This window comes from Alistipes ihumii AP11 (assembly GCF_025144665.1).
GTDB lineage: Bacteria > Bacteroidota > Bacteroidia > Bacteroidales > Rikenellaceae > Alistipes_A > Alistipes_A ihumii.
In genome coordinates, this window is sequence record NZ_CP102294.1 from 1,674,801 (window position 1) to 1,689,755 (window position 14,955).

10 protein-coding genes are annotated in these 14,955 nt (G+C 54.8%); 3 read left to right on the forward strand and 7 right to left on the reverse strand.

The window, feature by feature from the left end; translation table 11 throughout:
* The first annotated feature begins 109 nt into the window (after positions 1-109).
* Complete coding sequence (locus NQ491_RS06825) at positions 110-814, forward strand: hypothetical protein (RefSeq protein ID WP_147524805.1); 705 nt, start codon at positions 110-112, stop codon at positions 812-814.
* Between the two features lie 607 nt (positions 815-1,421).
* Positions 1,422-2,873: a hypothetical protein gene (locus tag NQ491_RS06830; RefSeq protein WP_019246182.1), complete on the forward strand. Its 1,452-nt coding sequence runs from the start codon at positions 1,422-1,424 to the stop codon at positions 2,871-2,873.
* A gap of 490 nt (positions 2,874-3,363) precedes the next feature.
* On the opposite strand, the gene NQ491_RS06835 is transcribed toward NQ491_RS06830, so the two are convergent.
* The 7 genes from NQ491_RS06835 to pheS all read right to left on the reverse strand — a co-directional run bounded on the left by NQ491_RS06835 (position 3,364) and on the right by pheS (position 12,486).
* Entirely contained in the window at positions 3,364-4,134 is a 771-nt protein-coding gene (locus tag NQ491_RS06835; RefSeq protein WP_019246183.1) for a hypothetical protein, read from the reverse strand.
* 390 nt (positions 4,135-4,524) lie between these two features.
* Entirely contained in the window at positions 4,525-6,048 is a 1,524-nt protein-coding gene (gene thiC / locus NQ491_RS06840) for a phosphomethylpyrimidine synthase ThiC (protein ID WP_019246184.1), read from the reverse strand.
* Positions 6,049-6,133: 85 nt separating this feature from the next.
* A complete protein-coding gene (gene mnmG / locus NQ491_RS06845; RefSeq protein WP_019246185.1) occupies positions 6,134-8,005 on the reverse strand; it encodes a tRNA uridine-5-carboxymethylaminomethyl(34) synthesis enzyme MnmG in 1,872 nt (623 codons plus the stop codon).
* A 52-nt stretch (positions 8,006-8,057) separates the two neighbouring features.
* Positions 8,058-8,492 carry an rRNA maturation RNase YbeY gene (ybeY, locus tag NQ491_RS06850; protein ID WP_019246186.1) on the reverse strand — a complete coding sequence of 145 codons (435 nt, stop codon included), beginning with the start codon at positions 8,490-8,492 and terminating at the stop codon, positions 8,058-8,060.
* A 22-nt stretch (positions 8,493-8,514) separates the two neighbouring features.
* On the reverse strand, positions 8,515-9,693 hold the full coding sequence (locus NQ491_RS06855; protein ID WP_019246187.1) for a murein hydrolase activator EnvC family protein: 1,179 nt from the start codon (positions 9,691-9,693) through the stop codon (positions 8,515-8,517).
* Position 9,694: 1 nt separating this feature from the next.
* Positions 9,695-11,428, reverse strand: a complete 1,734-nt coding sequence (locus NQ491_RS06860) for a tetratricopeptide repeat protein (RefSeq protein ID WP_019246188.1) — start codon at positions 11,426-11,428, stop codon at positions 9,695-9,697.
* Between the two features lie 35 nt (positions 11,429-11,463).
* On the reverse strand, positions 11,464-12,486 hold the full coding sequence (pheS, locus tag NQ491_RS06865) for a phenylalanine--tRNA ligase subunit alpha (protein ID WP_019246189.1): 1,023 nt from the start codon (positions 12,484-12,486) through the stop codon (positions 11,464-11,466).
* 72 nt (positions 12,487-12,558) lie between these two features.
* On the opposite strand from pheS, the gene NQ491_RS06870 reads away from it, so the two are divergent.
* Positions 12,559-14,871, forward strand: coding sequence for a patatin-like phospholipase family protein (locus NQ491_RS06870; RefSeq protein WP_019246190.1), 2,313 nt, complete (start codon positions 12,559-12,561; stop codon positions 14,869-14,871).
* Positions 14,872-14,955: the final 84 nt, after the last annotated feature.

The following is a 14,955-nucleotide window of genomic DNA, read 5'->3' on the forward strand; positions in this document are numbered from 1 at the left end:
CCGGAGATTCGGCCGAACAGGCGGAAACCGAAAGCATTTTTCGCCGACGGAAACGCTCGGGGCCGTCGATGAGTTGTCGGCGCAGCGAGCGCAAAAGTATACTGACCCGATGAACGAACGTAGAATGTTTCGCATGAACCGGGCGGCCGATCCGGTTTTCCGGCTGTCGCTCGTCTTATTGACTTGTCTTTTCTCTTCGGCCGCGGTTTTCGGCCAGTCCGATTGCCGGATTATCATTACGACGCCCGGGTACGGTTCCATATACCGTTATGCGCCGGAGGAGTTTGCCGCGCAGATGGCCAGCGATTTCAAGATCGAAGGCGTGACGGTGGATTATGCGACTCTTTCGGAAGGTTGCAAACGGCTCAAGCTGCATATCGGAAGAAAGGATTTCGTCTTTTCGATCACTTCCCAATCGCCGGTCGCACGCCTGACGTACGACCGGAACCGGCGGCAGTTCAAGGGGATAGGATTCAATTATATCGAGCACGAGGGCGTTCGCTACGAAGCTCCCAGTTTCAAGGGCCTTACGGTCGAGAAGCTCTCCGAAGCATGGCAGCCGCAAATCGAGAGATTGATCGAAAACCGCAGCCTGCTCGAAGAGGGCAAGCCGAACGTATTCCTGCTCGAAGCCGATATCGACGAGCAGGGCAACGTACACAAGATAGTCGAGCTGAACGGGGCGCTCCGGCAATATTCTCAGATATTCATCGACAAACTGTACGACATAGCTGTCAGAGGGTGGCAGCCGGCCAAGAAGGACGGCGTGCCGTTCCGCACGGTATGCCAGTTGAGGTTCGTACTGACGCGGTAGAGAAATTAGGTGATAGGTCGTAAGGCCGCCGGAATTTTCTGGCGGCCGTTTTATTGATTTACTGAAGAACGCATTCGGATGAGGGCGCTTCGCCTATGGCGACTTCGACGGAATTTCTGCGTTACCGTACGGGAGAGGCTTTGATGGTCTGGCCGCCGGTGCAGCGAGTAAAAAAGCTTTGTATCGCAAGCGGAGCCGCGGCTAATTTTCGTGCAGGAGAAGTTCGGACCGATTTCTCCTTTTTTGCTTGTTTTAAGCCTTTTTGACAGCTTTTCGGCAGTCGGACGATAAAAGGGTCGTATTTCGATCGACGGATGGCTTGAGAAGGGCTTTTTTCGGGTTCGGTCGTTCAGTATCTTGTCGGGCTTTGAATTTCGGCGGACATTCGAGAGATCGAAATGTTTTCCGCCCGATGAAGAATCGGATCGGAAAAGCGGATTGCGGTTTCCGTATTTTCGGAGACGGGCAGTAGTATCGGATCATTCCGTTGCTGCTGATCCTTCGGCGAGGTATTTTCCAGGAAAAATCTACCTTTGTACTGTTCGGGTGTCGGGGAGAACAACGGAATGAAGGCCCGACCGGAAAACGTATCAATAATCGATTGTTTATGAAAAAATGTTTCTTATGGATGACGGCTATGGCATTCGTAGCCGCTTTATGGACCGGTTGCGAGGACGATAAGGGCGGAGAGACGCCTCCCCCGCCCCCGCCGGAGACGGCGCTCAGTAATCTGAATGGTAACGTGGCGTTGCCGGAAATTGAGTCGGCGCGGCTGGATTATCGGCCCGAACTCAGTACGGCCCGGACGGATACCTATTTTCTGACTTTGTCCGTTTCCGGATTCGATGCTTCGCTCCGGACCGGTCGGGGCGTTCGGTTCGAGCTGAGCGTGGATAAGGGCGGCTCGCCGTTCGGTCGTTATCTGATCGGGGACGGCGGCGAACCTTGCGTGCCCGGCGCTCTCGACAGCGAGGAGCAGCGAGTGCATAGCTGGTACGTCGATGCGAGCGGACAGACCGTCGTAGAGGCTCCCCTTTGCAGCGGGCTGCTCGATCTGACCAAAGTGCTGGGCAAAAAACCGGGAAATACCTATTATCAGGTTTCGTTCACGGCTTATGACGATCAGTCGCCGGCCTATTCGGTGAACGGGAAATTCAGCGGTGACCTGACTGTTTCGCTTCCGGGTTCCGGATCGGAAGAGCCTGCGGCGACTTATGTGTATGCCGGCGTCAGCGGCTACTCGCAGGAAGAGGGATATACGACCTGGGCGATCGATTTCGATAACGAAAATTTCACGAAACATCTCGGTTTCATGTCGATCAATGCCGATCCGGGCATCGCTTTCGAGGAGGGAATTCCTGCGGGACGGTATGTCATTGCGGAAGACGACGAGCCCGGTACGATCACTTGGCCGACTTACGACGATATGGAGGCCGATCTTTCGATGATTTTTCTGGAGTCGGGTACGGTCGATGTGAGCCGCGACGGCGACCGGTACACGGTCGTCGTGGATGCGACGGACGAATACGGCGAGCCTTTCAGGGCCGATTTCGAAGGAGAGTTCTATTACGAGAACGTAACCGAGAAAAGTTCCGTCGGACCTGTCGAGGCTTATGCGGTATGGTATGGCGCCAAAGAAGGGACGACCTATAATAACTGGTACATTACCTTGGTCGACAACGGTTATCTGACGACGGCCGATGCTGTGGGCAATTACTATTACGGCAACATTCTGCGTTTCGATTTGCTGACCGGCTCGGACCATCTCTATACCGACGGTTTGCCCGAAGGTACTTTCCCCGTTCAGGCTTCCCGCAGCGGCGAAGGCATATGGGGCGGCGAGGGAGCCGACTGTACCTCGTTCCTTACGGAGTATTTCAGCGGGATTCCTGCCGTCTGCAAGCTGACCGGGGGCGAAGTGACCATTACGCGCGACCAGGAGAGTTACACGATTTCTTTCGACGGAGTCGAAATGTCGGGAGATCGGACGGAGCTTTCCGGAAGTTATAGCGGGAAGGTGCAGTATATCGATGCTACGCAGGAGGAGCCATCGAATTAGTCTTTCCGGACGAATTCGTCTTACGGGGTTATTCGACAAGCCGAATCACGGCTTGTCGAATTTTTTTATAGTTTTTCAAAAAGGTTTTAAGTATTTTCATGTTTCGGAATGACTCACAGCCCGGATTTGTTCGAACTTTCGGCCGAAATTTTTCACTTTTTCTTACAGATTTCAGATCGTGTTTCCTCTTCTTGTTCCCTATTAGGGTGTTTTTGATATGCGAAAATTGTTTCAGACTCTGGTCCGTAGGCCGGAAATTAACGGCTTTACTTTACTCATGTTATGCCGAATGGAAATCATATATTTACATGTTCGCGTCCGGAATTTCTATTTCTGTTAGCCGCGATTTGCGGCCACCTGTTGCGTATCCGATTGCCCTTGCCATGAAGTTTTCTCCGTCGGAAAAGACTTCCTATAGGAAAACCGGAAATATCGGGAACTCGAAAGTCGGTACAGTATAAGAGTATGATTGGGAATATCGATATTCATTTCATTCATTGATGGCGTATAGAATGGCAAGCCTTATGTTCTTCAACAACCGGTCGGAAAGGGTTTGATATTCTTGATCCAATCCCATGTCTTGTGCCGCGCAGAGCGGGTCATCGTTCCACGATCCCATTCCGCCGAATACATCGGCCAGACTGGCTGCCTCGAAGATTTGAAGTTTTTCATGCGATATCGGCGGCAATTGCAATCCGTATTTTTTATCCGGATATTCTCCGATACCGTCCAGAAGATTTTTCGCAGAATGGAAAATATGGGCAAAACCTTCACACCGGATTTGAATAGCCAATTTTTCGATATCGGACAACGCTTGTCGAAAAGAGTCGGTGTTGTTTTCGAAACGGGGTTTTTCCGATGGAGAATCGGGACAGCGATATTCCGAATACTCTGTGTTCCATAGTCGCTTTTCGGGATCGAACTGCCAATTTGGGGCGAAATAAGATGTTTCGCCGCTTTGATAAAAGCAAAGAACCGAGCTTTCCGTCGTGTTCGAAAAACCGAGTATCGTCTTGTCCGTTACGTCAGTCGGACAAGCCAATGCGATATCTTGCAGTCCTTTGCTCTGGAGGAATTCAAACCACGTTTCTATTCTCGGTGCGATGCATCTTTTTGTCTCCGAAAAGAGTTTTCCGGGTAGGCATGAAAAGGTGATTGCATTTTCGTATTGCGCCGGCGTATATTGGATCGGCTCGCCGTATTGCAAGGCTCTTTTACCCGCTGCGACAATACAACAAATTTGATACATTTCTCCGTTCATAGCGACTTTTTTCTTTCTCTCGTTCGGATTCGAATTTTTATCGCTTTTTTGTTCGTTATCCCGAATTCGGTCTCAAGTCTTTTCTCTGTTTGTGTAAAAAGTTATTATCGTATATTTATTTACGTTGCGAATTTTGCTTTGTCGACAAAATTTCATCGGATACGATCATCTAACATTCTTGATCCGCTCAGAGGATTATCGTATTTTCCAATTATAGTTTTCGACGTAAGCACGAATCTTGAAAATCGTGAAAAATAGTCAATTTGTTTTAAATCAGGTTGTTATGTCCTGTATTCAAATTTTATATTACTATTTTCCCATTCTGATATTTATTTCGTTGTGTTCACTTACGATTTTGCTTCGTTCACAAACAAGCCAAGAATTAGAATTTTAGAGTATGGACTTGGTGATCTTCATTGCGCAGAAATCGGGTCCGCACATCGAGCAATGGTCGGCTCCTTCCTTGATCATTTCGAAGTGCATGCGCCTGGCTCGTTCGGGATCGAGCGACAGGTTGAACTGATCGTACCAGCGCATTTCGTACCGTGCCTTGCTCATCTGAAGGTCGCGTTCGGCGGCTCCGGGATGTCCTTTGGCGATGTCGGCGGCATGGGCGGCCAGCTTGTAAGTCACTACCCCTTCGCGTACGTCGTCCTTATTGGGCAGGGCCAGGTGTTCTTTCGTCGTGACATAGCAAAGCATCGAAGTCCCCATCCAACCGATCATCGCCGCGCCGATCGCCGAAGTGATGTGGTCGTATCCGGCTCCGATGTCGCTTACCAGCGGGCCGAGCGTGTAGAACGGCGCTCCGGCGCAATCGACGATCTGACGATCCATGTTTTCCCGAATTTTGTTCATCGGAACATGTCCCGGACCTTCGATAATCACCTGAACGTCGTGCTTCCAAGCGATTTTAGCCAGTTCGCCGAGCACTTTCAGTTCGCCGAACTGCGCCTCGTCGTTTGCGTCGGCAATGCTGCCCGGGCGCAAGCCGTCGCCGAGCGAGAAAGCGATGTCGTATTTTTTGAGCAATTCGCAGATTTCTTCGAAGTGCGTATACAGGAAATTCTGTTTCTTATTGATGTTCATCCATTTGGCGAGGATCGATCCGCCGCGCGAGACGATACCGGTGACGCGTTTCAAGGCGGCGGGCAAATGTTCCTGAAGGATTCCGGCGTGAATCGTAAAATAGTCTACCCCTTGTTCGCATTGCTCGACGAGCGTATCGTAATAGACTTCCCATGTCAGGTCCTCGATTTTGCCATGCACTTTCTCCAGCGCCTGATACATGGGGACCGTTCCGACCGGAACAGGCGTATTCCGCAGAATGGCCTCGCGGGTTTTATGAATGTTCTTGCCGGTCGATAGGTCCATTACGGTATCGGCCCCCCACTTGATCGCCCACATGGCTTTTTCCACTTCCTCTTCTATGGAGGAGCCGAGCGCCGAGTTGCCGATATTGGCATTGATCTTGACGAGGAACTTGCTGCCGATAATCATGGGTTCTGCTTCGGGATGACGATAGTTCGAAGGAAGTATGGCCCTGCCTGCGGCTATTTCTTCTCTCACGATTTCGGGAGTGATCCGATTTTCGCCCGTAACACCTTGATTTTCACGGATGGCTACATATTCCATTTCAGGGGTGACGATTCCTTGCCGCGCGTACCATAACTGCGTGTGGAAATTCTGCTTGTCGAATCGCTCGCGCGTCCAGTTTTCACGTACTTTCCGGATACCTCTTTGAATATCGATCGTATGATTTTCCTCCGTATACGGACCGCTCGTATCGTATACGAGCACTTTTTCTCCGTTTTGCAATGAAATTTCCCTCATTCCGACTCGAATCGGAAATAATTCTCCGTCTATATAGACTTTTTTCGCTCCGTTTTTTGAAAGATCGAAAATATTTTCCATTCGTTTCATATTGTTACTGTTCCACGTGGAACAAATTTGACTTTATTGTTTGTGTTTGCAATGTTCCACGTGGAACATTGTTGTTTTATCGTCCGAAATATACCAATAATACGTTGATATCGGCCGGACTGACTCCCGGTATGCGCGATGCCTGCCCTATCGTCGCAGGTCTGATACGAGTGAGTTTCTGGCGCGATTCGATCGATAACGAGTTTAGTTGATGGTAGTTGAAATCGGGTCGAATCGGAATATTTTCCAATCGAGCCATTTTGTCGGCGATATGCCTTTCGCGTTCGATGTAACCGTGATATTTGATTTGTATTTCGGCTTCCTCGATCGCTTCAGGAGTGCAGCGGTTTTCCTCGATATAATTTTTTAGCGATGTCAGATGATCGATCAGCCCCGAAAACGTGATTTTATTTCTTAAAAGCACGTCGTATATCTTTCGGCTTTGTGTCAGCGGCGTCGAATCGACCGATTTCAAATAGCTCTCGATTTCGGCCGGAGCGACACTCTGTCTTCGGGCGAAAGAAATAAGCGATTCTACGGACGATTTTTTTTGCATCGTATTCCGGTATCTTTCATCGTTGGCCAGACCGATTTTATGCGAAACGGGGGTCAGTCGGATGTCGGCATTGTCCTGACGGAGCAGAATCCGATATTCGGCTCTGCTCGTGAACATGCGGTAAGGCTCGTCGACTCCTTTGGTCACCAAGTCGTCGATCAACACGCCGATATAAGACTCGTCCCGCCTCAGCACGAGAGGTTCGTCGCCGCGAAGCTTCAGCGAAGCGTTGATTCCTGCCATCAGTCCCTGAGCCGCGGCCTCTTCGTATCCGGTCGTTCCGTTCACCTGCCCGGCGAAATAGAGACCGTCTATCTGCTTGGTTTCCAGCGAATGATAGAGTTGTGTCGGCGGGAAATAGTCGTATTCGATCGCATAGCCGGGACGGAATATCCGGACATTTTCAAACCCTTCGATCTTCTGCAGTGCGGCGATCTGTACTTCCCATGGCAGCGACGAGGAGAATCCGTTCAGATAATATTCGTTCGTATCGGTTCCTTCGGGCTCCAGAAACAGTTGGTGCGACTCCTTGCCGGCGAACGTGCGGAGCTTGTCTTCGATACTCGGGCAATAGCGCGGGCCGATCCCCTTGATCGTTCCGTTGAACAGGGGCGAATCGGCGAAGCCGGTCCGGAGCAGGTCGTGCACGGCCTCGGACGTGTAAGCCAGATAGCACGGCAATTGATTTTTAACAGGCTCTGTATCATTCGAATACGAAAATTTACCCGGGTTTTCGTCGCCTTTCTGCTCTTCGAGTCGGCTGAAATCGACGCTGCGTCCGTCGATGCGTGCCGGCGTGCCGGTTTTCATGCGACCGATTTCGAAGCCGAGCTCCGCGAGTTGCGCGCTCAGGCCGTGCGACGCGGAATCGCCGGCCCGGCCTCCCTCGGCTTGCGAGCGCCCGACGTGCATCAGACCCTCCAAAAAGGTTCCCGCGGTCAAAATGACGGCTTTTGACTTGAATACGACGCCCATGCGGGTCCTTACCCCGGTCACATGCCGATCGTCCGTCAAAAGGCCCGTTACGCTGTCCTGCCACAGGCTGAGGTTGGGTGTCTGCTCGAGCGTCCGGCGCCAGAGCTGCGAAAATCGGGCCTTGTCGCACTGGGCGCGCGGGCTCCACATGGCGGGTCCTTTCGAGCGGTTCAGCATCCGGAACTGGATCGTCGAGCGATCGGTCACGATACCCGTGTATCCGCCCATCGCGTCGATTTCGCGGACAATCTGTCCCTTGGCTACTCCGCCTATGGCCGGGTTGCACGACATTTGCGCGAACTTGGTCATATCCATCGTCACCAGCAGCGTCCGGCAACCCATATTGGCCGCCGCCGCCGCCGCCTCGCATCCGGCGTGCCCGCCTCCTATCACGATAATGTCGAATTCGAATTCCATATTGCAGTCCGGCGCCGCCGCTGCCGTTATAAGGTCCGGCGCACGCGCGCCGTCAGTTCGTTTGTTCGTAAAACAGTTTCAGGTACCGGTCCTCCAGCTTTCTCATCCGTTGCTGCTCTCCGGGCTGCTTGTCGCCGTAACCGCACAGGTGGAGTATCCCGTGAATAATGACCCGTTGCAGCTCGTTTTCGAACGGAACGCCCAGTTCCCGGGCATTGTCCCGCACGGTGTCGACCGAGATCATCAGATCGCCCGCGATCGTCCGCTTGTCGGGATCACTGTAGTCGAATGTGATGATGTCGGTGTAGTAATCGTGCTTCAGATAGCGCCTGTTGATCTCCAGAAGCGCCTCGTCGGAGCAGAAAACGACGGACACGGCTCCGGTCTCCCATCCCTCGGCGGCTGCCGTCCGGCGAATCCATGCGGAGGTCTTGCGCTTGCCCCGGAAAGCGAACTCGCACGATTGGTTGCAGTAGTTTACGGACATATCCCTTTCAAGTTAGTGTTTCCTATTTGCGCAGCCAGAGCTCCGGATTCAGATTCTGCTGGTCTTTCCATATCTCGAAATGCAGGAAGGCGTCGTCGGCCGGCAGTTTGCCGATGGTCTGGTTCAGCGCGACCCGGTCGCCGGTCTTCACCCCGACGGCTTCCAGATTGGCATAGACGGTCACATAGTCGCCGTGCCGGATCATGACCGCGTTGTTCATGCCGGGCACGAAGAACACCACGCTGACCTCGCCTTCGAACACGGCTTTTACCGGCGCGCCCGCCTCGGCCGCGATATTGATTCCCGTATTGTTGACCGTCACGCTCTGACGGACGGCGTGCGCATGCTTTCCGTAGCCGTCGACGATAACGCCCCGCACCGGATAGGGCAGCTTGCCCCGGTTCTGGTCGAACTGGCCCGACAGCTTGGCTATGTACTCGTTCTGGGCGGCCGAACGGGGCTGGGCCTTATGCTTGCGCGACTCGGCCTCGATCAGGCGTTGTATCCGTTGCTGGAGCTGTTCGATCTTTTTCTTGTTCTGCTTGATCGTCGAGGCGAGCCGGCTCGCCTCGTTGCGGAATTTTTCCGACGAAGCCTTGTACTGCGTTTCGTCTTTGCCGAGCGATGCGAGTTCCCGGTTGCGGCTTTGATACACCTTGTCGAGCTCGCTTTTCTTGTTCTGCAGGTCGGTGACTTCGCGTCCGAGCGATGCGGCCGTCGAGTCGATCCGGGCGGCTTTCTGTTCGCGCATGCGGTTGTAGCGGCGCATGTAGGCTATCCTCCGTGTCGCGTCGTTGAAATCCTTGGAAGAAAACAGGAAAACGAGGAAGCTGTTCAGCTTGTAGTTTTTGTAGGCGCTGTAAACCATCTCGCCGTATTCCTTGCGCAGACGGGCCAGGTCTTGTTCGAGCGAAGCGATCGTCGAGCCCTTCTCGTCGATGTTCCGGTTGAGCAGACCGGCCTGTTGCTCGAGGTTGGATATGATGTTGCGGCGGTTGCGGATCTTGTTGCGGATCAGCTTCAGCTCCTTGTCGGCCGATTGCTGGTTCTTGCGCGTCTTGGAAAGCAGGTCGTTCGTTATGCTGATTTCCCGCTCGGCCCGCTTGATGTCTTCCCGCAACGATTCCAGCGTCTGGCAGGACGCTTCCCGTGCGAGAAAGGCCAGCAGGCAGATGATGAGCAGTCGTCGTCCGGTCGCCATTCTATTCGATCAGTTTGAGTCGTTTCTCGATTTCTTCGGGATCGTATCCTTTCTCCAAGGCCTTTTTCCAGTAGATCGAGGCCATGAAGCGGTCGTTCAGCTTGTAGAGTATGTCGCCGTAGTGGATCAGCAGCTCCTTGCTGTCGGTCCGGTCGAGCGAGACGGCCAGGCGCATCGGCTCGCGCGCTTCCTCGTAGCGCCCCAGCATGTAGAGAACCCATGCGTAGGTGTCGAGGTAAGTGGGATTGTTCGGCGACAGCCGGTTGGCTTTCCGGGCCATTTCGAGCGCGTCGTCCAGCCGTTCTTCCCGGAGACTCAGGAAATAGGCGTAGTTATTGTATATCACGGCGTTCGTCGTGTCGAGGCGCAAGCCCTTGTCGTAGTATTTGAAGCAGTTCTTGTAGTCGCCCCGGTTCTGGCAGTTGTCGCCGAGCGATCCGTAGATCACGCTGCGCAGCGAATCGCTGCGGGCGTACTTGAGCGCCTGCTTATAATCGGCCTCGGCTGCCGCGTAGTCCTTCAGGAAAAAGGCCGTGACGCCTCCTTTGCGCAGATAAAGCTCGGGATCGGATGGGTAGTAGCGGGTCGCCTCGGCGGCGTACTTGGCTACCGAGTCGGGCCGGTTCAGGTAGGCTTCGATGTCGAGCACGTTGTTCAGCGCCTCGCGCCGTCCTTCCGGATCGTCGATTCCTGCCTTGTACAGTTTGAGAGCCTCCTCCAGATTGCCGCCCGCGATCAAGTGCCGGGCATAGAGCTCCCTCGTCCGGCGGTCGTGCGGGTAGGCGATCGCCAGCGCCGAGGCCAGCTTGCCTATCTGAAAGTAGTTGTCCCGGTAGAACGAGGGCGTCCGGATCAGGTCGTCGTAGAATTTCAGCTTGGTTTCGAGCGGCAGCTCGGGCGCGCGGAAAAGCAGCTCGGCCGTCGCCAGAAAACGGACGTTATCCTTGCGCTGCTTGTAGAACTCGTTCAGCGAGATGATCGTAGGCGTGCTGCCCGGATTGAGCGCCAGCGCCTCGTCGTAAGTCCTTTGGGCGAGGGAGTCGAGTCCGAGCATGGCGTACAGCTCGGCGAGCGCGACATAGTTCTGTTCCTCGTAGGGAAAGTCCTCGACCGTCGCTTTCGCCTCTTCGACCGCCTGCTCGTACTTTCCCATGCTCATCAGCATCTGACGGCGGAAAGACGAGAGAATCTCGATTCTCCCTAACCGGCTTTGAGCCGAGTCGAGTACCGCCAGCGCTTGCTCGTATTCTCCCTTCTGATCGTACAGGGCGGCCGTGAGGCGGTAGTTGTCGGGGTTATCCGGATCGGCTCTGAGCAACGAACGGTAGACGGTCATCGCCGAGTCGAGCCGGTTCGTGGCGATCAGCAGCCGTCCGAGCTGTCCCCGGTACCAAAGATTGCCCGTGTCGAGCCGGTTGGCCCGTAGGCAGTATTGCAGGGCTTTTTCCGGCGCGCCGGCTCCGGCGTAGAGGATGGCAAGCTCGTAGAGCGACGGGGCGTGCGTCGAGTCGATCGCCAGCACTTTCTCGAACAGCCGGATCGAGCGGGCCGTGTCGCCCTCCATCACGTTGTTCTTGATTCCCTCCGTGTAAAAGAACGAAGCGGTCGTCTGAGGATCGTATTCCCGATCCGCCGCCGGTTTTCCTTTCGGACGCGCCGACAACGAGCAGGCCGCCTCGATCGGAAGCAGCATGGCGGCAAGGACGCAAACGCGGAAAAGGCTTTTGAAGTTCATACGGTTCGGTCGTTAGGTTGCCCGGCGTTTCCCGCTCACAACACCGAATCGAACTGGCGCAGGAAGCGCACGTCGTTTTCGAAATAGAGACGCAGATCCTTGACGCCGTACTTGAGCATCGAGATACGCTCAACTCCCATGCCGAAAGCGAAGCCCGAGTATTTGCCCGAGTCGATGCCGGAGGCTTCCAGCACGTTCGGGTCCACCATGCCGCAGCCCATGATCTCGAGCCAGCCGGTATGCTTGCAGACGTTGCATCCCCTGCCTCCGCACAGGTTGCACGATACGTCGACCTCGGCCGACGGTTCGGTGAACGGGAAATAGGAGGGGCGCATCCGGATGCGGGCCTTCTCGCCGAACATCTCCTTGGCGAAATAGAGAATGCTCTGCTTCAGATCGGCGAACGAGACGTTCTCGTCGATGAACAGCCCCTCGACCTGATGGAATATGCAGTGGGCGCGGTACGAGATCGCCTCGTTGCGGAACACGCGGCCCGGGCAGATCACGCGGATGGGCGGCTTGCTGCGCTCCATCGTGCGGACTTGGATCGAGCTGGTGTGCGTGCGTAGCAGGATGTCGGGACTCTTCGATATGAAAAACGTGTCCTGCATGTCGCGGGCCGGATGCTCGGGCGGAAAGTTGAGCGCCGAGAAGACATGCCAGTCGTCCTCGATCTCGGGTCCCTCGGCCACCGTATAGCCCAGCCGCGTGAATATGTCGACGATCTGATTTCGCACCAGCGAGATCGGATGTCGGCTGCCGATGCGGTCGGCCGTGCCGGGACGGGTCATGTCGATACCGGCTCCGGCGGCTTCCGGGCGGTTCTCCATTTCGGTCTTGTAGCGCGTTATCGTTTCGGCGATCGTGTTTTTCAACGCATTGATCCTCTGGCCGAGTTCCTTTTTCAGTTCGGGAGCCACTTGCTTGAATTCCTCGAAAAGCTCGTTCATCTCGCCTTTGCGGCCGAGCATGCGGACTCTGAATTCCTCGATTTCCGCCTCGGCTTTCGGCCGGAACTCCTCGACCCGTTTCAACAGGCTGTTTATTTTGTCAATCATCGTTGGTGGTTTATATTTTTATCTCTACTTTTACGAAGTGGATTAACAGACAAAGTTAAGAATAATTTGTAAATGACGCGCATTAAAAGCTTTTTTACCCTGCTGACGCTGTTTTCCGCTCTTTCTGCCGGGGCTCAGAAGGTAGGACTCGTGATGAGCGGCGGCGGAGCCAAGGGGCTCTATCACATCGGGGTTATGAAGGCTTTGGAGGAGAACGGCATTCCGATCGACTACGTGTCGGGGACCTCCATGGGCTCGATCATCGCCGGGCTGTACGCGATCGGCTATACGCCGGACCAGATGGCCGAGCTGTTCAAGTCGGACCGGATCTCGTACTGGATGTCGGGGCGGATCGAATCCGAGTATCTCTACTACTTCAAGCAGAGGCGGCCCAGCGCGGCGATGGTGACGCTGCGCTTCGACTTCCGCAATCCGAAGAAGGTAGCCCGGTTGCCGACCAACCTGATTCCCTCCGGCCAGATCGACATGGCTTTCGTCGAATTCTTCTCGGCGGCCAACGCCGCGTGCGGCGGCGATTTCGACCGGCTTTTCGTGCCGTTCCGCTGCATTGCGACCGATGCGGCCGCCCGCAAGGAGGTCGTCTACCGCAGCGGCGATCTGGGCAAGGCGATCCGCGCTTCGATGACCATACCGTTGGTTTTCAAGCCTATCAAGCAAGACTCGACGCTGCTTTACGACGGAGGACTGTACAATAACTTTCCGTGGCAGGTCCTGCAGGAAGATTTTCATCCCGACGTGCTGATCGGAAGCAAGTGTACGGCCGGCAACAGCAAGCCCGACGAGGACGACGTGGTCGAGCAGATTCTGTCGCTGACGATGATGAATACCGACTACGACCTGCCGTCGGAGCGCGACGTGCTGATCGAGCATGCGTTCGAGGACGTGTCGACGCTCGATTTTTCGAAGGTGGACTATATCATCAACCGCGGCTATAGCGACGCGATCGACGCGATGCCGAAGATCAAGGAGCGGATCGGCCGCCGGGTCGACGCCGACTCGCTGGCCGCCCGGCGCGTGGCCTATCGGGCGTCGCTTCCGCCGCTGCTGTTCGACAGGTACGAGATTTCGGGTCTGAACGGCAATCAGACGAAATACGTCGAGCGGCTGATGCGGCTGGACCTGCCGCTGAAAAAGAGCCGCAACGATTCGGTTTTCGACTTCGAACGCTTCAAGTCGGGTTATTTCAAGGTGCTGTCGGACGACGACATCGAGGGTAGCTATCCCGATGTGCGGTTCAACGATTCGACGGGCCTGTTCGGGCTCGATCTGGAGATGCGCACCAAACCCAGTTTTCGGGTCATGTTCGGCGGCAACATTTCGTCCACGTCGATGAATCAGGCCTACGTCGGTCTCGAGTATCGCCGGATCGGCAAGAGTTCGCAGACCTACAATTTCGACGGCTATTTCAGTCCGCTCTACACTTCGCTGTCGGTACGCGGCCGCACCGACTTTTTCGCTCGCTCGCTGCTGTCGCTCGATTACGGATTCAACTTCAATTACTACAACTATTTCAAGAGCAATTTCGGTGCGATCGGGCGCCGCAACGACCTGACCTATTCCAAGTATTTCGACACTTATGCTACGGCGGCGCTGACGATGCCTATCGGGCGCTATACGGTGCTGTCGCTGCGCGCGAACGGAGGATGGGACACTTACCGCTATTTTCAGACGACCGATTACGAGGACGACGACTACATGGACCAGACGCGCTTCCCGTTTTTCGGACTGAAGTTCGAGGTAGACCGCAACGGGCTGAACTACCTGCTCTATCCGACACGCGGCATCAGGCAGTCGATCTCGGCTATCTTCATCACGGGCAACGAGATGTTCCGGCCCGGCACGCGGCCGCCCGACGGAGTGACCTATACGTCCCGGGGAGGCGATTCGCGTCACTGGTTCGGAGCTCAGTTCCTGCGCGAGCACTATTATCCCGTGTGCAAATGGTTCTCGTTCGGCTATTTGCTTCAGGCCGTACTGACGAATCACCCGACGTTCACGAACGAGTACGCGACGAATATCACCTCGCCGGCCTTCACGCCGACTCCGCACAGCAAGTTCGTTTATATCAAGGATTTCCGCAGCAGCTCGTTCATCGGGCTGGGTCTTATGCCTACGTTCGAGTTCGGCCCGAAGTTCTATCTGAAGAACAGTTTTTACCTGTTTCTGCCCAACGACCACAACGAAGTGAAGGAGAACATTCGCAAGCGGGTGCGCTTCATCTACAACTCGTCGCTGGTCTACCAGACGCCGGTCGGGCCGGTCAGCCTGACGGTTTCCAAGTACGACGCGACGAACCGCGACAACTGGTTCCTGACGTTCAATTTCGGCTTCACGATTTTCAATCGCAACGGGTTGTTTTATTGATGGCGGGCGGTATCCTTTCCCTGACCGGGAGCGGGTTTTCCGGGCGGCGGGACATTCCGGAACCGTAGACGGCGATCTTGTCCG

Excerpts from the sequence above, each read along its gene's own strand:
- thiC (WP_019246184.1), bottom strand. The coding sequence starts at position 6,048 with ATGGAAAATATTTTCGATCTTTCAAAAAACGGAGCGAAAAAAGTCTAT.
- mnmG (WP_019246185.1), bottom strand. The coding sequence starts at position 8,005 with ATGGAATTCGAATTCGACATTATCGTGATAGGAGGCGGGCACGCCGGA.
- NQ491_RS06870 (WP_019246190.1), top strand. The coding sequence starts at position 12,559 with ATGACGCGCATTAAAAGCTTTTTTACCCTGCTGACGCTGTTTTCCGCT.
- pheS (WP_019246189.1), bottom strand. The coding sequence starts at position 12,486 with ATGATTGACAAAATAAACAGCCTGTTGAAACGGGTCGAGGAGTTCCGG.
- NQ491_RS06825 (WP_147524805.1), top strand. The coding sequence starts at position 110 with ATGAACGAACGTAGAATGTTTCGCATGAACCGGGCGGCCGATCCGGTT.
- NQ491_RS06835 (WP_019246183.1), bottom strand. The coding sequence starts at position 4,134 with ATGAACGGAGAAATGTATCAAATTTGTTGTATTGTCGCAGCGGGTAAA.
- NQ491_RS06860 (WP_019246188.1), bottom strand. The coding sequence starts at position 11,428 with ATGAACTTCAAAAGCCTTTTCCGCGTTTGCGTCCTTGCCGCCATGCTG.
- ybeY (WP_019246186.1), bottom strand. The coding sequence starts at position 8,492 with ATGTCCGTAAACTACTGCAACCAATCGTGCGAGTTCGCTTTCCGGGGC.
- NQ491_RS06855 (WP_019246187.1), bottom strand. The coding sequence starts at position 9,693 with ATGGCGACCGGACGACGACTGCTCATCATCTGCCTGCTGGCCTTTCTC.
- NQ491_RS06830 (WP_019246182.1), top strand. The coding sequence starts at position 1,422 with ATGAAAAAATGTTTCTTATGGATGACGGCTATGGCATTCGTAGCCGCT.